The 17,858-nt window shown below is 70.7% G+C and carries 17 protein-coding genes; 11 read left to right on the top strand and 6 right to left on the bottom strand.

Annotation, left to right across the window (positions count from 1 at the left end; all coding sequences use genetic code 11):
- The first annotated feature begins 48 nt into the window (after window positions 1–48).
- From glpK to AACG61_RS19300, 6 genes are all read left to right on the top strand, one after another.
- The gene (glpK, locus tag AACG61_RS19325; protein ID WP_411840197.1) at window positions 49–1,527 is read left to right on the top strand and encodes a glycerol kinase GlpK; all 1,479 of its coding nucleotides are present in this window, start codon (window positions 49–51) and stop codon (window positions 1,525–1,527) included.
- A gap of 61 nt (window positions 1,528–1,588) precedes the next feature.
- Window positions 1,589–2,536, top strand: a complete 948-nt coding sequence (locus AACG61_RS19320; RefSeq protein WP_411840196.1) for a nucleoside hydrolase — start codon at window positions 1,589–1,591, stop codon at window positions 2,534–2,536.
- 174 nt (window positions 2,537–2,710) lie between these two features.
- Window positions 2,711–2,959 (top strand): hypothetical protein, encoded by a 249-nt coding sequence (locus AACG61_RS19315; RefSeq protein WP_411840195.1) that lies wholly within the window; start codon window positions 2,711–2,713, stop codon window positions 2,957–2,959.
- A 97-nt stretch (window positions 2,960–3,056) separates the two neighbouring features.
- Window positions 3,057–3,947: a LysR family transcriptional regulator gene (locus tag AACG61_RS19310; protein ID WP_411840194.1), complete on the top strand. Its 891-nt coding sequence runs from the start codon at window positions 3,057–3,059 to the stop codon at window positions 3,945–3,947.
- 58 nt (window positions 3,948–4,005) lie between these two features.
- The gene (locus AACG61_RS19305; RefSeq protein WP_411840193.1) at window positions 4,006–4,938 is read left to right on the top strand and encodes an NAD(P)/FAD-dependent oxidoreductase; all 933 of its coding nucleotides are present in this window, start codon (window positions 4,006–4,008) and stop codon (window positions 4,936–4,938) included.
- Complete coding sequence (locus AACG61_RS19300; RefSeq protein WP_411840192.1) at window positions 4,935–6,290, top strand: ABC1 kinase family protein; 1,356 nt, start codon at window positions 4,935–4,937, stop codon at window positions 6,288–6,290. The genes AACG61_RS19305 and AACG61_RS19300 overlap by 4 nt, the downstream gene beginning before the upstream one ends.
- Here the strand turns inward: AACG61_RS19300 and AACG61_RS19295 are convergent.
- The 4 genes from AACG61_RS19295 to AACG61_RS19280 all read right to left on the bottom strand — a co-directional run bounded on the left by AACG61_RS19295 (window position 6,287) and on the right by AACG61_RS19280 (window position 9,633).
- Window positions 6,287–6,553 carry a hypothetical protein gene (locus AACG61_RS19295; RefSeq protein ID WP_411840191.1) on the bottom strand — a complete coding sequence of 89 codons (267 nt, stop codon included), beginning with the start codon at window positions 6,551–6,553 and terminating at the stop codon, window positions 6,287–6,289. The genes AACG61_RS19300 and AACG61_RS19295 overlap by 4 nt on opposite strands.
- 54 nt (window positions 6,554–6,607) lie before the next feature.
- Window positions 6,608–7,858, bottom strand: a complete 1,251-nt coding sequence (locus AACG61_RS19290; protein ID WP_411840190.1) for a PqqD family protein — start codon at window positions 7,856–7,858, stop codon at window positions 6,608–6,610.
- A gap of 6 nt (window positions 7,859–7,864) precedes the next feature.
- Window positions 7,865–8,314, bottom strand: a complete 450-nt coding sequence (locus tag AACG61_RS19285; protein WP_411840189.1) for a hypothetical protein — start codon at window positions 8,312–8,314, stop codon at window positions 7,865–7,867.
- A gap of 74 nt (window positions 8,315–8,388) precedes the next feature.
- Window positions 8,389–9,633: a S8 family serine peptidase gene (locus AACG61_RS19280; protein WP_411840188.1), complete on the bottom strand. Its 1,245-nt coding sequence runs from the start codon at window positions 9,631–9,633 to the stop codon at window positions 8,389–8,391.
- Between the two features lie 210 nt (window positions 9,634–9,843).
- Here AACG61_RS19280 and AACG61_RS19275 point away from each other — a divergent pair, with 210 nt between their 5' ends.
- Together AACG61_RS19275 and AACG61_RS19270 are read left to right on the top strand one after the other, a co-directional pair.
- A complete protein-coding gene (locus AACG61_RS19275; RefSeq protein ID WP_411840187.1) occupies window positions 9,844–10,359 on the top strand; it encodes a sigma-70 family RNA polymerase sigma factor in 516 nt (171 codons plus the stop codon).
- Between the two features lie 26 nt (window positions 10,360–10,385).
- Window positions 10,386–11,072 carry an anti-sigma factor family protein gene (locus tag AACG61_RS19270; RefSeq protein ID WP_411840186.1) on the top strand — a complete coding sequence of 229 codons (687 nt, stop codon included), beginning with the start codon at window positions 10,386–10,388 and terminating at the stop codon, window positions 11,070–11,072.
- A 7-nt stretch (window positions 11,073–11,079) separates the two neighbouring features.
- Here the strand turns inward: AACG61_RS19270 and AACG61_RS19265 are convergent, their stop codons facing one another.
- On the bottom strand, window positions 11,080–12,255 hold the full coding sequence (locus tag AACG61_RS19265) for a nucleotide sugar dehydrogenase (protein ID WP_411840185.1): 1,176 nt from the start codon (window positions 12,253–12,255) through the stop codon (window positions 11,080–11,082).
- Between the two features lie 73 nt (window positions 12,256–12,328).
- A complete protein-coding gene (locus AACG61_RS19260; protein ID WP_411840184.1) occupies window positions 12,329–14,479 on the bottom strand; it encodes a malate synthase G in 2,151 nt (716 codons plus the stop codon).
- A gap of 133 nt (window positions 14,480–14,612) precedes the next feature.
- Here AACG61_RS19260 and AACG61_RS19255 point away from each other — a divergent pair, with 133 nt between their 5' ends.
- The 3 genes from AACG61_RS19255 to AACG61_RS19245 all read left to right on the top strand — a co-directional run bounded on the left by AACG61_RS19255 (window position 14,613) and on the right by AACG61_RS19245 (window position 17,851).
- The gene (locus AACG61_RS19255) at window positions 14,613–15,425 is read left to right on the top strand and encodes a hypothetical protein (protein WP_411840183.1); all 813 of its coding nucleotides are present in this window, start codon (window positions 14,613–14,615) and stop codon (window positions 15,423–15,425) included.
- Between the two features lie 111 nt (window positions 15,426–15,536).
- Window positions 15,537–16,775 (top strand): aromatic ring-hydroxylating oxygenase subunit alpha, encoded by a 1,239-nt coding sequence (locus AACG61_RS19250; RefSeq protein WP_411840182.1) that lies wholly within the window; start codon window positions 15,537–15,539, stop codon window positions 16,773–16,775.
- Entirely contained in the window at window positions 16,775–17,851 is a 1,077-nt protein-coding gene (locus tag AACG61_RS19245; protein WP_411840181.1) for a 2Fe-2S iron-sulfur cluster-binding protein, read from the top strand. The genes AACG61_RS19250 and AACG61_RS19245 overlap by 1 nt, the downstream gene beginning before the upstream one ends.
- The last annotated feature ends 7 nt before the right edge of the window (window positions 17,852–17,858 follow it).

The following is a 17,858-nucleotide window of genomic DNA, read 5'->3' as shown; positions in this document are numbered from 1 at the left end:
GGGGGCGCGGTCGATCCGCGCCCCCCGTTCGTGACGAAAGGACCGCCCATGACCCATATCCTTGCCATCGACCAGGGCACGACCTCGTCCCGCGCCATCGTCTTCGACGGCGACATGAAGCCCTGCGGCAGCGCGCAGGAGGAGTTCCCCCAGCATTTCCCGCAATCGGGCTGGGTCGAACATGATCCCGCGGACCTCTGGGCCAGCACGGCGGCAACCTGCCGCGCCGCGATCGAGAAATGCGGCAACCCGCGCATCGAGGCCATCGGCATCACCAACCAGCGCGAGACCGTCGTGGTCTGGGACCGCAAGACCGGCAAGCCCGTCCACAACGCCATCGTCTGGCAGGACCGCCGCACCGCCGATTTCTGCCGCGAGCTGGAGGCCGCGGGCCATGCAGACATGATCACCGCCCGCACCGGGCTGCTGGTCGATCCCTATTTCTCGGCCACCAAGCTGAAATGGATCCTGGACCATGTGGACGGTGCCCGCGACCGCGCGCAGGCGGGTGATCTGGCCTTTGGCACGGTGGACAGCTGGCTGATCTGGAACCTGACCGGCGGCGCGGTCCATGCGACCGACGCCACCAATGCCGCGCGCACGATGCTGTACGACATCCACAAGGGCCGCTGGTCGCAGACCATCTGCGGCCTGTTCGACATCCCCATGGCGATGCTGCCCGAGGTCAAGGACTGTGCCGCGGATTTCGGTACCACGCGGCCCGACCTGTTCGGGCGCCCCATCCCCATCACCGGCGTCGCGGGCGATCAGCAGGCGGCGACCGTGGGCCAGGCCTGCTTCGAGCCGGGCATGATGAAATCGACCTATGGCACCGGCTGCTTTGCGCTCCTGAACACCGGGGACAAGCCGGTGGCGTCCACGCAGCGCCTGCTGACTACCATCGCCTATCAGCTGGACGGCAAGCCGACCTATGCGCTGGAAGGCTCGATCTTCATCGCGGGCGCGGTCGTGCAATGGCTGCGCGACGGGCTGAAGATCATCCGCGACGCGAAGGAGACCCAGCCCCTGGCCGAACGCGCCGATCCCGGCCAGCAGGTGATCCTGGTCCCGGCCTTCACGGGCCTGGGCGCGCCCTATTGGTCGCCGGACAGCCGCGGCGCGATCTATGGTCTGACGCGCAATTCCGGTCCGGCCGAGCTGGCCCGCGCCGCGCTGGAATCGGTGGGCTTCCAGACCCGCGACCTCCTGGAGGCGATGAAGGCCGATTGGGAGCCCAAGGGAGAAACCGCGCTGCGCGTCGATGGTGGCATGAGCGCATCCGATTACGCGATGCAGTTCCTGTCTGACATCCTGGGCGCCCCCGTCGACCGGCCCAAGGTGCTGGAGACGACGGCCCTGGGTGCCGCCTGGCTGGCGGGGCAGGGGCCGGGGATCTATCCCGACATGGCCGGTTTCGCCAAGGACTGGGCGCTGGACCGCAGCTTCACCCCCGCGATGGAGGAGGACGACCGCGCCGCGCGCTATGACGCGTGGCGACGTGCGGTCAAGGCCACCATGTCGCTGTGACCGGCTGTTGACGCGGCCCGGTGGGACGTTACATCGGGCCGATCACAGACAGGACATGACGATGACCCAGCACAAGGTGATCTTTGACACCGACCCCGGCGTGGACGACGCGCTGGCCCTCTATTATCTGGTACGCCACCCGCAGATCGAGCTGCTGGGCGTGACCACCGTGTTCGGCAATGCGCCGGTGGCGATGACCACCCGCAATGCGCGCTTCCTGCTGCAGGCCTGGGGGCACGACGCCCCGGTCCATCGCGGGGCCGAGGGGCCGATGACCCCCGACATGCCGCCCGAATTCTGGCCCACCCATATCCATGGCGACAACGGCCTGGGCAATCACCCCACCCCCGAGGCCCCGGTCGACGGCCCCGACACCGCCGCGCAGTTCCTGATCGACACGATCCGCGCCCATCCGGGCGAGGTGCGGGTGCTGGCCGTAGGGCGCATGACGAACCTGGCGCGCGCGGTGCAGATGGCGCCCGACATCGCAGGCCTGGTGCGCGACGTGGTGATCATGGGCGGCGCCTTCCGCGTGCCCGGCAACATCACCCCCGCGGCCGAGGCGAACATCTGGGGCGACCCGCTGGCCGCCGACGTGGTCTTCGGCGCGGGCTGGCCGGTGGTCGCGGTGCCGCTGGACCTGACCACGCGCACCTTCATGGACAGCGCCACCCTGGCCGATCTGGGGGCGCGGGGCGGCGCGGGGATGCAGCTGGTGGCCGATCTGTCGCAGGGCTATGTCGGCTTCTACCAGGCGGCGGGCTATGACGGGATGCTGGTCCATGACTGCACCGCCGCCGTCTATCTGACCGATCCCGACCTGTTCACCCTGACCCAGGGCGAGGTCCGCGTTCTGTCCGAAGGCATCGCCCTGGGCCTGACGCTGATGAACCCCGCCGACCGCCAGGGTCCCCTGGGCGCGTGGGAGGGCCGCCCGCGGCAATCGGCCACGCTGGACGGTCAGCCCGACGCGATCCTGGCACGCATCGCGCAGGTCTGTACGGCCTGATCGATCCGACGGGACGATCCTGTGCGATTGTCCCGTCCCATCGAACACAGAGCGCGCGTTTTCGCGCCTAATCTTTCGTTTTTGTAACCCTTATCTGACAGTCATCGGAAGGGAATGGGCGGGCACCCGGCGCGCCACCGCTTCCAAGATGTTGCAAGAACAAGGAAAATGACGATGAAAAACTTTGCTTATGCCCTGGTCGCCCTGTCCCTGACCGCCGGTGGCGCGATGGCCGCCTCCTCCAGCGATTTCACCACCCCCAAGGCGCCCGCACAGACCGTCGAGGTTCCCGCCGGCGACGTGATGACCGCGCGCGAGCTGTCGCAGGCTGGCCTGAAGGCCGACGACCTGGTGACCATCACCCGCATCAACACGACCGAAGAAACCGCCAGCATTGATAATTCCAGCCGCGGCTTCTACTGATCATGCGACCGGACGGCCCCTGATGGGGCTGACGGGCCGCCATCCCCACCGGGGTGGCGGCCCTTTTCCATATCCGGTGACAGGCGGGAACCGGGACATGGACATCAAGGTGCTGCGCAGCTTCGTCGCCATCATCGAGGAGGGCAGCTTTGCCGCCGCCGCCCGCCGCATGGGCGTCTCCAAGAGCATGTGCTCGAAGATGATCGCCGATCTGGAGGCCGATCTGGGGACCCGCCTGCTGACCCGCACCACCCGCGCGGTGACGCCCACCGCGGCGGGCCAGGCTTTCCACGACCGCGTGGCCCAGATCCTGACCCAGCTGGACGCGGCCTTCGAGGCCGTCCGCGCCGCCTCCAGCCGCCCCTCGGGTCCGCTGAAGGTGGGCGCGCCGGTCCAGTACACGCTGAAGGTCCTGAAGCCGCACCTGATGCGCTTCATGGAGGATTTTCCGGACATCCAGCTGGACATGGTGCTGGACGACAGCCGGTCGGACATGACCCGCGACGGCTTCGACGCGGTGATCCGCATCGGCACGCTGGAGGACAGCAGCCTGCATGCCCGCCGCCTGCATGACGCGAACATCCTGCTGGTCGCCTCGCCCGACTATGTCGCGCGCCACGGCAGCCCTGACCAGCCGTCGGACCTGCGCGACCATCTGTGCCTGCACTACACCAACCTGCGCGGCCCCGGCACCTGGCCGCTGCGCCACGGGAACGATGTCGTCTATCAGAAGATCACCCCGGCTTTCTCCAGCAACAACGGAGAGCTGTTGCGCGCGCTGGCCGTGGCGGGCAAGGGCATCGCGCTGGCCCCCGAATTCCAGGTGGCCGACGATCTGGCGCGCGGACTGCTGGTGCAGGTCCTGCCCGATCACGCCCTGCCCGGCGTGCCGATCCATGTGGTCTATTCCAGCCGCAAGCTGGTCACCGCATCGCTGGCGGCGTTCCTGGACTTCATGGCACGGCTGGAGCTGGGCCGGACAGAATGACGCCTTGCACCCGGCGGGGCGGCATGGCCTGCTGCGCCGAACGACGAAAGGATCGGGTATGGGCGGGCAGGGCGACGTGGCGATCATCGGCGCGGGCATAACTGGGCTGACCTGCGCGCGGGCGCTGGCGGATGCCGGGCTGCGGGTCGCGGTCTTCGACAAGGGGCGCGGGCCGGGCGGGCGCATGTCGACGCGGCGCACGGATGGCGGGCTGCAGTTCGATCACGGCGCGCAGCTGCTGCCCGCGCGCGACCCCGACTTTGCCGCCTGGCTGGCGGATGGCGGCCATGCGGCCCCCTGGCCCGGTCAGCACGGATGGGTCGGACGCCCGGCCATGGCCGCGATCCCCCGCGCGATGGCGCAGGGGTTGGATCTGCATCAGGGCGCGGCGGTGAACCGGCTGATCCGCCGCGACGGTCTCTGGCATCTGGGCGGCGAGGGGATCGACCATCGCGCCGCCCGCGTCGTGCTGGCCATCCCGGCGCCGCAGGCACGCGACCTGCTGGGCGGTGACGACCCGCTGTCGGCCGATCTGGCGCAGGTCCGCTTTCACGCGAGCGTCACGGTCATGGCGGCGCTGGACCCGGATGCGCCGCGGCCCTTCGTCACGCGCAGGGGGCAGGGGCCGCTGGCCTGGATCGCGCAGGATGGCACGAAACCCGGCCGCGCGGGGCAGCCCCTGACGACCTGGGTCGTGCAGGCCGATCCGGACTGGAGCATGGCGCATATCGACCTGCCCTTCGACGAACTGGCCGCGATGATCGCGCCGCTGCTGCTGGCGGAGCTGGGCGCGCGGCCCGATCAGCTGCGCCACGCCGCGGCGCATCGCTGGCTTTACGCGCAGGCGGAGCGGCCCCTGGGGCGGGCCTTCCTGCAGGACGACGCGCGGGGGCTGATCGTCGGCGGGGATTGGGCGCTTGGGCCATTGGCCGAACATGGCTGGGCCAGCGGGCGGGCGATGGCCGCGCATCTTCTGGCCCGCGCATCGTGACCGAGGAGCGCACCCCCCGCCCGGTGCCGCAGGGCCGCCTGACGCGGATGCTGCGCCTTGGCGGGCTGGCCGGGGGCATCGGCACGCGGGCGCTGGCGGGGGGCGCGCGGCAGCTGGCGACGGGGCGGCGGCCCACCGCGCAGGAGCTGTTCCTGACCCCCGCCAATGCCGCGCGACTGGCCGCGCAGCTGGCGCAGATGCGCGGCGCGGCGATGAAGATGGGGCAGCTGATCTCCATGGAGGCGGGCGATTTCCTGCCCCCCGAACTGACCGCGATCCTGTCGCGGCTGCGCGCCGATGCCGACCCGATGCCCCCCAAGCAGCTGCAGGCGGTGCTGGACCGGGCCTGGGGGCCGGGCTGGCTGCGCCATTTCGCGCGTTTCCAGGTCCGTCCGATCGCCGCGGCCTCCATCGGGCAGGTGCATCGCGCGCAGACCCGCGACGGGCGCGATCTGGCGATCAAGGTGCAGTATCCCGGCGTGCGCGCCAGCATCGACAGCGACATCGACAATATAGGGCTGATGATGCGCATTCCCGGCCTGCTGCCCGAGGGCGTCGATCTGCCCGCGCTGATGGCCGAGGCCCGCACCCAGCTGCATGCTGAGGCCGATTACGCGCGCGAGGCCGCGCAGATGCGGGCCTATGGCGCCAACCTGGCCGGACGCGACGCGTTCCTGCTGCCGCGTCCCGACGACCGGTTCACCACGCCCGACGTGCTGGCCATGGACTTCATCGACAGCCGCCCCATCGAGACGCTGGCCGAGGCGCCCCAGCCCGTGCGCGACGCGGCCGCGCGCAATCTCTCGGAGCTGGTGATCGAGGAGCTGTTCCGCTTCAACCTGATGCAGACCGATCCGAACTTCGCCAATTACCGCTGGCAGCCCGATCCGGGGCATCCCGATGGCGGGCGCATCGTGCTGCTGGATTTCGGGGCGACGCGGGGGTTCTCGCCCGAGGTCGCGCCGCGCTATCTGGCGCTGCTGCGGGCGGCGCTGGACGGGGACCGCGACGCGATCGCCGATGCGGCCATAGCCATCGGCTATTTCCGCGCCGATACCGAGCCTGCGCATCGCGACCTGCTGATGGCGATGATGGAGCTGGCCTTCCGCCCCCTGCGTCAGGGCGGCGTGATGGACCTGGCGGCGACCGACATCCCGCGCCAGGTGGCCGATCTGGCGATGCAGGCGGCGCAGGCCCGCGCGCGTGCCGAGATGCCGCCCCCCGAGATCCTGTTCCTGCACCGCAAGATCGGCGGGCTCTATCTGCTGCTCGCGCGGCTGCGGGCGCGGGTCGATCTGGACGCGCTGATCCGCCCCGATGCGCTGGAGGCGATGCTGCAGGCGCGGCGCTAGGCCTGCTGGTCGATCTCGTGCAGTCGGTCGCGGGTCAGGCGCAGGATCATGCGGAACTCGTCGGAGACGGCCAGCGCCTGTCCCATGCCCTCGGCGGGGACCGCGCCGGGGTCCTCCTGCCCGTCGCGCAGCGTCTCACGCGCGCTCAGCCAGTCCATCACGGGTTGCCGGGCCTCCGGGTCCAGTGCCGCGACCAGCCGCGCCAGCAGGCGGCGTTGCGCGACAAGGCGGGCTTCCAGCGTGGCAAGGGCGTCGTCGGTCATGGTGCGTCCTGAGGGTTGGGGTGTTGCGCTCAACGCGCCCGGCCCGCCACGGGTTCAGCGTGGCGCGTCAGCGACGAAGCTCTCGGCCAGAAGATCGCCCAGAAGCGCCGCCACATCCCGGGTCAGCCTGTCGCGGCCCACATCGGGAAAGACCTCGGCCAGCGTCTCTGCCAGATCGGCAGCGCTGCCGGGCAGTTCCAGCAGAGTCCAGACCGCATGCGCCACCGGGTTCAGATGCCAGATCGTGGTCGCGCGCGGGGTCCACAGAAACGCCCCCGCCCCCATCCGGCGCAGCATGACGTCGCCGCGTTGCGCCATCCGGCGGTCGGGCGCGACCGGCGCGACGGTCCGGTCGGGCGCATGCAGCGGATCGGGCAGGGCGGGGGCCAGCGGCACGTTGGTCTCGGGGCCCGCATCGGGGGCGAAGGCCCGGCGCAGCAGCGCCACCGCCTGTTCCAGATCGGCATAGACCAGCCGCAGGCAGCTCAGCCGTGCGGCCAGATCGCCGGTCAGCGCAAAGGCCTGCTGCGCATGGCCCAGATCGCCCATGTTCTGCGCCAGAAGGTGATGGACGGCCTGATCGGGCGTCATGCGGTGCAGCGTCGCGGGGCCTTTGTCGTGGCGGTCCAGCACGATCAGCGTGCCGGGCCTGGCCTGCGTGCCGTGCGGCGCGATGGTGGGCGCGGCCAGATAGGCATAGCTGGCATCGCGCGGCCCCGGTGTCGCCGCGACATGGGCGCGAAAGGCCGGGCTTGCCGCGCGCGGCAGCGGCAGGCGCAGGCGGGGCGCGATGCCAAGGGCGATGGCCTGGCCGTCCGGGGTCAGCGGCAGGACATCGTCGCAGAAGACGGTGACGTCGGGCTCGGCCGTCAGGCGCGCGATCAGGGTGCTCTTGCCCGCGCGCATGGGGCCTGCGACCATGATCAGGTCGCCCGCAAAGCGGAACGCGCCGCAATGCAGCGCCAGACAGCCGGGCCGTCCGTCCAGAAACCCGTCCGCCAGATCCGCGATCAGCGCGCAGGCCGCCCCCGCCCGGTCCAGCCCCGACAGATCGCCATCATAGAAGGGCGAGCGGGCGACGAAGCCGTCCCGCCCGGCCGTCAGGCTGGCGCGCCGGTCGCCGGGCCGCGGAGCGTCGAGGACCTGCGGCTGCCAGCCGTTGATCGCGCCCAACAGCGCATCCCGCACCGCGTCCGCGCCGGTCAGGCGGATCGACAGGCCGGTGCCGGGAAAGTGCAGGTGCCGGACCGGGCCGCGCGGCAGGGGCGCGGACCGGAGCGGGCGTTTGCGGGACGGGCGGGCCATGCCGGCTCAGCCGCGCGACGGCTTGGACCAGTCGCGCCGGGCCGTCGGGCGCGAGGCGCGGCTGCTGCGGCGATATCCGCGGGCCGGGCGCGAGGCGCGGGCGCGGTTGCCGGCGGGACGCGAGGCGCGGCTGGCCCGTCCGCGACCCGATCCGCCGCGACCCCGGCCCGAGCCTGCGCGGCCCGCGCCACCACGGCCGGACCCACCCCGGCCCGAACTGCCCCGACCCGAATTGCCCCGTCCGGAATTGCCCCCACCGGACCCACCGCGCCCGGACCCGCCGCGGCCGGAGTTTCCGCCGCGGCCGCCGCCGCGACCGCTGGCGCCGCTGGCATGGGCGGTGCCGAAGCCTGCCAGCGCAGGCGCCACATAGATCGCCCCGGCGGCGCCCGCCGCAAGGCCCAGCTTGGCCAGAAGGCCCCGGCGCGACAGGCGGATGTCGGATGTGTCGGACATGATCGTGTTCCCTTTCCTGGTGTTGCCGGGCCGGTCTTGCCCGGCCCATCCCTGCAACGGAGGGCGGGGGGCGCTTATTCCGCCCCGACCGAAAAAATTCGGTCCTGCCCCCCGGCGCAGGCCGACGGGGAGACGATGAGCCCGTGACCGAAGACCGGATCGCGGCCCGCATCGCCCAGATCGGCGGCGCAGGTGAACAGCCGCCTGCGGGCATCGGCGGCGCTGAGCCCGTCGCGCGCCATGCCAAGCGCCATGGCCGCCGACACGAAGGGCGCCGCGTAGGAGGTCCCCGACCGCAGCCGCCCGCCCTCGACCGAGGCCGCGGTCCACAGGTTCACGCCCGGCGCCGCCAGCGCCACATGCTCGCCGCGCGCGGCCTGGCGATAGGGCCTGCGTTCGGCATCGACGGCGGTGACGGCGATGACCTCGGGCCAGGCGGCGGGAAAAGCGGGGGCGGCGCCCGGCCCGCCATTCCCGGCCGATGCGACCAGCCCGATGCCCGCATCGCGCGCGCTCTGCACGATCTGGCGTAGCACCGGGTTGCGCGGCCCCGAGAAGGACATGTTGATGACCTGCACCCGCGCCTGGATCAGGATGTCCAGCGCCCCCAGAAGCGAGAAGGCGTCCGCCGCCGCCCCGTCGGCGCGGCTGTGGAACGCCTCGACGGCGATCAGCCGCGCGGCGGGCAGCAGGCCGGGCGCGCGCCCCTCGGGCCGCCCGATCAGCAGCGCGGCGACGGCGGTGCCGTGCATGCGCCCCGCCGCGTCGCGCCCGTCCAGGTCGATCTGGTTCACCTCGAGGTCCTGACCGCGCAGCGCCGGGTGGTCGGGGTTCACGCCGGTGTCGATCATGCCGATGCGGGGCCGCGCGGTCCGGTCGGCGGGCTGCCAGCCGATCAGGCGCTGCGCCGCGCAGTCGTCCCCCTCGCAGGTCAGCGCGTCGGGGCGATAGAGGGCGTTCGGTTCGGCCAGCGCGCCGGGCAGCAGGCGCGCGATCTCGGCCCGGGCCTGGGCGGGGTTGCGCCCCGGCGGCAGGCGCAGGCGCAGCGCCTCGCGCGCCAGCGTCGCGTTCGAACGCTGCGCGAGGACCCCGTAGCCCGCCTGACGCAGCGGCTCGGCGCTCTGGCCCGGGGCCAGCAGGACGACCATCTCGGGGCGCGCGCGCCGGCGCACGGCCGGACGGGACACGGATGCGGCGCTGGCTCCCGACGCGCGGGCGACCCCGACGCCGCTGAGGACGGGCGCCGCATAGGCCAGCCCCGCGGCCAGCCCCAACCGGGTCAGCAGCGCGCGGCGCGAGGTGGGGGCATGGCGGGTCATGGGCGGCTCCTTGCGGTGATCGGCGCCGGACCGGCGCGGCCTGTCGGAAACGGGCGGACTGCGCCGATTATTCCCGCCGCCCGCGCCGCGGTCCAGCCCGCCGCGGGGGCTGCGGCGACAAGGCGCGCGGTTTTCTTTCCGCAGGGATGGAATAGACTGCGCCCCGGCTCCGTTCAGCCCCCGAACCGCGACCGCCAAGGGAGAGACGTCGTGACCCAGGACCTGCGCGCCCAGATGATCGCGCATCTGCCGCGATTGCGGTCCTTTGCCCGCGGCCTGTGCGGGCAGCACGCGCTGGCCGACGATCTGGTGCAGATCACGGTCGAGAAGGCGCTGCGCAACCTGGACCGCTTCGACCCCGGCACGCGGATGGACAGCTGGCTGTTCCGCATCCTGCGCAACAGCTTTATCGACCATGTCCGCGCCCGGCGCGAGACCGAAAGCCTGGACGCCGAGGATGCCGCGCCGCTGATCGGCCAGGACGGCCGCGAGATCACCGAGACGCGCCTGCATCTGGCCGATGTCCGCCGCGCCATGGCCCGCCTGCCCGAGGAGCAGCGCGTGGTGCTGATGCTGGTCTGCGTCGAGGGCATGCGCTATCGCGAGGCGGCGCTGGCCCTGGACCTGCCGCAGGGCACGATCATGAGCCGCCTGGCCCGCGCCCGCGCGGCGCTGGCGCAGATGCTGCAGGACGACCCCGCAACCCTTTCGGCCCATTCGGCCTGACGCATGATCCGCAGAGGCATGACCCGATGACCCGACCCAACCCCGCAGACGAGAGTGACGAGATGCTGATGGCGCTGGCTGATGGCGAACTGGACCCGACCACGGCCGAGCGCCTCTGGACGCGCATCGCCGAGGACCCGGCCTTGGCCGACCGCTTCGCGCGCTTTGCCGACAGCCGTGCGGCGCTGCGGGCGGCCTATCCGGCGGAGCCCGTGCCCGACCACCTGATCGCCGCGATCATGGCCGCCGAGACGCCCGCCGCCACGGTGGTGCCCTTCCGCCCGCGGGCGGTCGCGTCACCGGTGCGGTGGGCGATGGCGGCATCGGTGCTGCTGGCCGTGGGCTTGGGCGGGTTCCTCATCGGGCGCGGCCTGCCGCAGGCGCCCGGCGGCGGTCTGGCCATCGCCGCGGCCGCCCTGTCGGCGGTGCCCACCGGCGGCGAGGCGCTGCTGCCCGACGGCACCCCCGCCCGCGCGCTGGCCAGCTTCGAGACCGATCTGGGCCTGTGCCGCCTGATCGAGACCACGGCCGAACGCGGCCTGACCTGCCGCGACGCCGACGGGTGGTCGGTCGCGCTGGCGGTGCCGGGGGCGCAGGACGATTATCGGCCCGCATCCGAGCTGGGCACCGGGCTGATCGACGCGGCGCTGGACCAGATCGGCGCGGGGGCCGCGCTGGACCCTGCGGCCGAGGCGGCGCTGCTGGACCGCTGATCCGGGCTCAGTCGGCGCCGAAGAGGTCGCGGGTGAAGACCCGGTCGGCGATGTCGGCCAGGTCCGGGGTCAGTCGGTTGGCCACGACCAGGTCGGCCCGCGCCTTGAACGCCTGCAGGTCGCGGATGACCTCGGAGCCGAAGAATCGGTCCTCGGCCAAAGCGGGCTCATAGACGACGACCTCGATGCCCTTGGCCTTGATCCGCTTCATGATGCCCTGCACGGCGGATTGGCGGAAATTGTCGGACCCGGCCTTCATCACCAGCCGGTGGATGCCGACGACGCGCGGCCTGCGCGCCAGGATCGCGTCGGCGATCACGTCCTTGCGGGTGCGGTTCGCCTCGACCACTGCGGCGATCAGATTCTGCGGCACGCTGCTGTAGTTTGCCAGCAGCTGCTTGCTGTCCTTGGGCAGGCAGTAGCCGCCATAACCGAAGGACGGGTTGTTGTAATGCGTGCCGATCCGCGGATCCAGCCCGACCCCCTCGATGATCTGGCGGCTGTCCAGACCGAAGGACAGCGCATAGCTGTCCAGTTCGTTGAAATAGGCCACCCGCAGCGCAAGATAGGTGTTGGCGAACAGCTTGATCGCCTCGGCCTCGGTCGATCCGGTCAGCAGGACCGGCACGTCGTCGTCCAGCGCGGCCTCGGCCAGCAGGTCTGCGAAGGCGCGGCCGCGGGGGCTGTCCTCGCCCACCACGATGCGCGACGGGTGCAGGTTGTCATGCAGCGCGCGCCCCTCGCGCAGGAATTCCGGGCTGAAGATCACCTGATCCGTGCCGAGCCGTTCCGAGACGTCGCGCGTGAAGCCCACCGGCACGGTCGACTTCACCACGATCACCGCCTGCGGGGCGTGCCTTGTCACCTGACGGATCACCGCCTCGACGCTGGACGTGTCGAAGTAGTTCGTGACCGGGTCATAGTTCGTGGGCGTCGCCACGATCACGAAATCCGCGCCGGCGAAGGCCTGGGCGGGATCGGTGGTGGCGGTCAGGTCCAACGGGCGCTCCACCAGATGACGCGCGATGTCCGCGTCGACGATGGGACAGCGGCGGTCGTTCAGCATCGCCACGCGGTCCGCATCGACGTCCAGCGCCCGGACGCTGTTGCGTTCGGCCAGCAGGACCGCGTTGGACAGTCCCACATAGCCGATCCCGGCCACCGCAATCGTCTTTCCCGCCATCACCCGCTCCGCAACACCGGGGCGCAGCATAGCGTGCGACGGCGCCGTGGCAACCGCCGCCGCACGCGCCGTGTCAGGCCGCGCGGGCCTTGGCCTCGGCCCGGCGGGCGTGCAGCGCGGGCTCGGTATAGCCCGAGGGCTGCGTCGTCCCGGTCAGCACCAGATCGCGCGCCGCCTGGAAGGCCGGGCCGTCAAAGCCAGGCGCCATCGGGATATAGGCCGGATCGCCTGCGTTCTGGGCGTCGACCTTGGCGGCCATGCGGCGCAGCGCGTCCTCGACCTGGTCCACGCTCACCAGGCCGTGCTCCAGCCAGTTGGCCAGGTACTGCGCGCTGATGCGGCAGGTGGCGCGGTCCTCCATCAGCTGCACGTCGTCGATGTCGGGCACCTTGGAGCAGCCGATGCCCTGATCGACCCACCGCACGACATAGCCCAGAATGCCCTGCGCGCTGTTGTCCAGCTCGCGCAGGACTTGGTCCTGCGGGATCGGGCCGTCGGCCAGCGCCGGGGTCAGCAGCAGGTCCAGGTCGGGGACCGGCCGGCCCTGCAGCTCGTCCTGACGGGCGGCCACGTCGATCTGGTGATAGTGCAGCGCGTGCAGCGTCGCCGCCGTGGGCGAGGGGACCCAGGCCGTGCTGGCGCCCGATTTCGGGTGGCCGATCTTGACCTCCAGCATCTCGGCCAGGGCGTCGGGCTTCGCCCACATTCCCTTGCCGATCTGGGCGCGGCCCCGCATGCCCGCGGCCAAGCCGATCAGCACGTTGCGATCCTCATAGGCCTTGAGCCAAGTCGCGGCCTTCATCCCGTCGCGGCCCACGAAGGCCCCCGCCTGCATCGAGGTGTGGATCTCGTCGCCGGTGCGGTCCAGGAAGCCCGTGTTGATGAAGAAGATCCGGTTGCGGATCGCGTGGATGCAGGCGGCCAGGTTGGCGCTGGTGCGGCGCTCCTCGTCCATCAAGCCCAGCTTGACGGTGTTGCGGGCCAGGCCTAGGGCCTGCTCGACATGGGCAAAGACCGCATCGGCGAAGGCCGCCTCATCGGGGCCGTGCATTTTCGGCTTGACGACATATATCGCGCCGGCGCGGCTGTTGCGGGGCCCTTCGGTCTTCTTCAGATCGTGGATGGCGCAGGCGACGGTGACCATCGCATCCATCAGCCCCTCGGGCGTGGACTGGCCGTCCTTGCGGATCACGTCGGTGGTCATCAGATGGCCGACGTTGCGCACCAGCAGCAGGGCGCGGCCCTGCAGCGTCACGCTGCTGCCGTCAGGGCGGGTGACGGTGCGGTCGCCCTCCAGGCGGCGGGTCATGACCTTGCCGCCCTTCTCGAAGCTCTCGGTCAGGTCGCCCTTCATCAGGCCCAGCCAGTTGCCATAGACGCCGATCTTGTCCTCGGCATCGACGGCGGCGACGCTGTCCTCGCAATCCTGGATCGCGGAGAGCGCCGCCTCCAGCACCACGTCGCGCAGCCCGCTGGCCGAGGCCGCGCCGATCGGGTGGTCGCGGTTGATCACCAGTTCGACATGCAGCCCGTTATGGCGCAGCAGATATCCGGTGTCGGCCCCGTCGCGGCGGGTGCCGACGAAGGCCGCCGGATCGGCCAGCCGCAGGGGCTGCCCCGCGACGGTCGCGACCAGCCCCTGCGCATCCGCGTCATAGGCGGTGACATCGGCATGGCTTCCGCCCTCCAGCGGCAGCGCATCGTCCAGGAAGGCGGCGGCCTTGGCCACGACCGCATCGCGGCGCGCCGGATCGAAGCCGCCCGCTGGCACCGGCCCCATCACGTCCGACCCGTACATCGCATCATAGAGCGAGCCCCACCGCGCATTGGCGGCGTTCAGCGCGAAACGGGCATTGCTGACCGGCACGACCAGCTGCGGCCCGGCCAGGGTGGCGATCTCGGGGTCGATCTCGCCGTTCTCGACGGTGAAGGGGGCGGGTTCGGGGACCAGATAGCCGATCTCGGTCAGGAAGGCGCGATAGGCGGCGGCGTCCCAGGGCTGGTTGCCGCGGGCCTTGTGCCAGGCGTCGATCCGATCCTGCATGTCGGCGCGGATCGCCAACAGCTCGCGGTTGCGGCCGGCGAATCCGTCCAGCAGCGCGGCATAGCCCGACCAGAAGGCATCGGCCGTCACGTCGGTGCCCGGCAGCACCCGCTCCTCGATGAAGGCGGCGAAATCGGCATGGACCTCAAGCCCGTGGCGGTGGGTGGCGGTCTGGGTCATCTGGCTCTCCTCGGATGTCGGGCGGAATCGGCGACGGGCGCCTGCCGATCCTGCATAAGCCGTGAGATGCCTTTTGCCAAGTCATCTGGAAGGATTTTCCATTATGCGCAGAAAGCCGCCCGCGCTTCGCGCCGTGCCTGATCCGCTTGCCGCGCAGCCGCCAAGCCGCCATCCTGACCCCCAGACCCGCCGCGACCCGGAGAAAGCGATGATCCGCGCCCATCTTGCCACCTTCCCGCCCCGCGCGGCGGTCCTGGAGCGGACGCTGGCTTCGATCCTGCCGCAGGTGGACCGGCTGTTCCTGTGCCTGAACCAGCATGATGCGGTGCCTGCGGCCATCGCCGCCGACGACCGCATCACCGCGATCATCCCCGACCGCGACCTCAAGGATGCCGGCAAGTTCGCCTTCGTGCCCGGCGATGACGACATCGTCTTCACCATCGACGACGACATCCTCTATCCGCCGGATTATGTCGCGCGCACCGTCGCGGCCTTCGACCTGCTGCCGGGCGAGGACCACGTTCTGGGCTATCTGGGCAATGCGTGGATGGCCAAGGGCCGGGACGGGGTGACGGGGTGGAAGACCTTCATGTACCACAAGCGCGCCCCCCATGTGGTCAAGGTCGACGTGCTGGGCACCGGCACGGCCTGCATGCGCGGCCGGCACCTGCCCCGGCTGGACGAGATCGCGGATGCGGCGGGCTTCGTCGACTTGCGCCATGCGCGGCTGCACACGCAGGCGGGGCGGCGGATGTGGTCGCTGCCGCGGGCGGAGGACTGGATGCAGAGCTTGATGACCGAGGAGCTGAAGGCCACGGCGCTGTTCACCACGGTCGCGCTGGCCCGGGACGCCGCGATGACGCAAGAGATGCACCGGATGCTGGCGGAACGCGGACCCCATTCCGGGCTGCAGCTGGCGCAGCTGCGCAACCGGGGGCTGCTGTGACGGGAACGTGCCCATGTCTGTTTCCGCCGGTCGAATGTCGCAAATCGTCCGCCTCCGTGCATCGCTGCGATTAGGTTGGCACCATCACCCCCCGGATTGCCGAGCCGCGCCATGACCCACAGCCAGACCAAGACCACCGCCCAGCTGATCGCCGAGCGTCGCCCGAACCACGCCCTGCCGCGCGATCTCTACTGTTCCGAACAGGCGTTCCGCGACGACCTGGAGCAGATCTGGTATCGCGAATGGCTGTTCGCCGGGCCCAGCTGCGAGCTGCCCAAGACCGGCAGCTATGTCACCATGCAGGTCGGCGACTATCCGGTGATCGTCACGCGCGGCGCGGACGGTCGCATCCGGGCGTTCCACAATGTCTGCCGGCACCGCGGCCAGCGGCTTTGCGCGAAATCGAACGGCACCAATCCGAAACTGGTCTGCCCCTATCACCAATGGACCTACGACCTGACGGGCAAGCTGCTGTTCGCGCGCGACATGGGCCCCGATTTCGACCCCTCGAAATACAGCCTGAAGCCGGTGCATTGCGTCGACCTCAAGGGGATGATCTTCATCTGCCTGGCCGCGGTGCCGCCCGCGATCAACGAGCTGGCCGCCAACCTGATGCGCTATGTCGCGCCCTCGGGGCTGGAGGATGCCAAGATCGCCTTCTCCTCCACCATCGTGGAGAACGGCAACTGGAAGCTGGTGATGGAGAACAACCGCGAATGCTATCACTGCAGCGGTTCGCACCCGTCGCTCTGCCGGACCTATTCCGACGATCCGCTGATGACGGTGATGGAGGGGCCGAACGCGGCCAGCCCCGAGATCCTGTCGCATTGGGACCGCTGCGACGCCGAGGGGCTGCCCGCGCGCTTCGTGAACGCGCCCGACATGCAGTGGCGCATGGCGCGCGTGCCGCTGATGGACCATCAGGAAAGCTTCACCATGTCGGGCAAGGCCGCCGTCGCGCGGCGCATGGGAACCATGCCCTGGAACGACGCGGGCAGCCTGATGTTCTATCACTTCCCTTCGTCCTGGAACCATTTCCTGGCCGATCACGCCATCGTCTTCCGCATCCTGCCGATCAGCCCGACCGAGACGCAGGTCACGACCAACTGGCTGGTCCACAAGGATGCGGTCGAGGGGGTGGATTACGACCTGGAGACCCTGACCCGCGTCTGGCTGAACACCAATGACGAGGACCGCCAGGTGGTCGAGGAGAACCAGGCCGGCATCCTGTCGCCCGCCTACGAGCCCGGCCCCTATTCGCCCAGCCAGGAGGCCGGGGTGATCCACCTGATCGACTGGTATTGCGGGCTGATGGCGTCGCGCCTCGGGCTGCAGCAGGCGGCGGAATAATGGTCCGCAGGCGCCTGAACTGGACGGCCGAACCCTGGTCCGACGACGAGCCGCTGGAATGCGTGATGGTCGTGCCCGAGACGCGCGACACGTCCACCTTCATCTTCCGCGCGCCCTCCGGGGCCTGGTTCGACTATGAGCCGGGACAGTTCGTGACGCTGGACCTGCCGGTTCCGGGCGGCAACGTGCAGCGGACCTACACGATCAGCTCCTCGCCCTCGCGGCCGCTGTCGATCTCGGTCACGGTCAAGGCGCAGGCCGCGTCCATCGGCACACGCTGGATGCTGGACCACCTGCGGCCGGGCATGCGGATCAAGGCCTTCGGTCCGGCGGGCATCTTCAGCTTCCACCGGCATCCGGCGCGGAAATACCTGTTCATCTCGGCCGGGTCGGGCGTCACGCCGCTGATGTCGATGACCACCTGGGCCTGGGACCAGGCGCAGGACACCGACATCGTCTTCGTCCATGCTGCCCGTCGTCCGTCCGAGATCATCTTCCGCGACCGGCTGGAGCAGTTCGCGGCCCGCGTGCCTGGCCTGCAGCTGCGCTTCACCGTCGAGGAGCCCGAGCCGTTCCGCACCTGGACCGGCTATCAGGGGCGCATGAACAGCCTGATGCTGGGGCTGATGGCCCCGGACTATCTGGAGCGCGAGGTGTTCTGCTGCGGCCCCGAGCCCTTCATGCAGGCGGTGCGCGACATGCTGATCGCGCTCGGCTTTGACATGGAGCGCTATCACCAGGAGAGCTTCGGCGCCCCCGTCGCGACCGAGGCCGAGGCTCCGGTGCTGGACGATGTGGCCCCCGACGACGAGGCCCGCGCCCAGGTCACCTTCGCGGCCAGCGGCGTCACTGCCGCCTGCGCCGAGACGGACACGGTACTGGCCGTCGCCAAGCGGGCGGGGCTGAACATTCCGTCTGGCTGCACCTTCGGCCTCTGCGGCACCTGCCGGATCCGCAAGACCGCCGGCGAGGTCCACATGGTCCATAACGGCGGCATCAGCGACGAGGACATCGCCGAGGGCTGGATCCTGGCCTGCTGTTCCAACCCGATGGGCCGCGTCACCGTCGAGGTCTGAGGGACCC

The sequence above is a fragment of the Paracoccus sp. ME4 genome (assembly GCF_046736325.1).
Taxonomy (GTDB): Bacteria; Pseudomonadota; Alphaproteobacteria; order Rhodobacterales; family Rhodobacteraceae; genus Paracoccus.
Note: the sequence above shows the minus strand (reverse complement) of the source record. Positions and strands in the feature narration are given on the sequence as shown.

Bases quoted from the DNA above. Each gene is read 5' to 3' on its own strand.
- AACG61_RS19265 (WP_411840185.1), bottom strand. From the start codon at position 12,255: ATGGCGGGAAAGACGATTGCGGTGGCCGGGATCGGCTATGTGGGACTG.
- AACG61_RS19250 (WP_411840182.1), top strand. From the start codon at position 15,537: ATGACCCACAGCCAGACCAAGACCACCGCCCAGCTGATCGCCGAGCGT.
- AACG61_RS19320 (WP_411840196.1), top strand. From the start codon at position 1,589: ATGACCCAGCACAAGGTGATCTTTGACACCGACCCCGGCGTGGACGAC.
- AACG61_RS19285 (WP_411840189.1), bottom strand. From the start codon at position 8,314: ATGTCCGACACATCCGACATCCGCCTGTCGCGCCGGGGCCTTCTGGCC.
- AACG61_RS19315 (WP_411840195.1), top strand. From the start codon at position 2,711: ATGAAAAACTTTGCTTATGCCCTGGTCGCCCTGTCCCTGACCGCCGGT.
- AACG61_RS19290 (WP_411840190.1), bottom strand. From the start codon at position 7,858: ATGGCCCGCCCGTCCCGCAAACGCCCGCTCCGGTCCGCGCCCCTGCCG.
- AACG61_RS19310 (WP_411840194.1), top strand. From the start codon at position 3,057: ATGGACATCAAGGTGCTGCGCAGCTTCGTCGCCATCATCGAGGAGGGC.
- AACG61_RS19270 (WP_411840186.1), top strand. From the start codon at position 10,386: ATGACCCGACCCAACCCCGCAGACGAGAGTGACGAGATGCTGATGGCG.
- glpK (WP_411840197.1), top strand. From the start codon at position 49: ATGACCCATATCCTTGCCATCGACCAGGGCACGACCTCGTCCCGCGCC.
- AACG61_RS19260 (WP_411840184.1), bottom strand. From the start codon at position 14,479: ATGACCCAGACCGCCACCCACCGCCACGGGCTTGAGGTCCATGCCGAT.
- AACG61_RS19280 (WP_411840188.1), bottom strand. From the start codon at position 9,633: ATGACCCGCCATGCCCCCACCTCGCGCCGCGCGCTGCTGACCCGGTTG.
- AACG61_RS19305 (WP_411840193.1), top strand. From the start codon at position 4,006: ATGGGCGGGCAGGGCGACGTGGCGATCATCGGCGCGGGCATAACTGGG.
- AACG61_RS19295 (WP_411840191.1), bottom strand. From the start codon at position 6,553: ATGACCGACGACGCCCTTGCCACGCTGGAAGCCCGCCTTGTCGCGCAA.
- AACG61_RS19245 (WP_411840181.1), top strand. From the start codon at position 16,775: ATGGTCCGCAGGCGCCTGAACTGGACGGCCGAACCCTGGTCCGACGAC.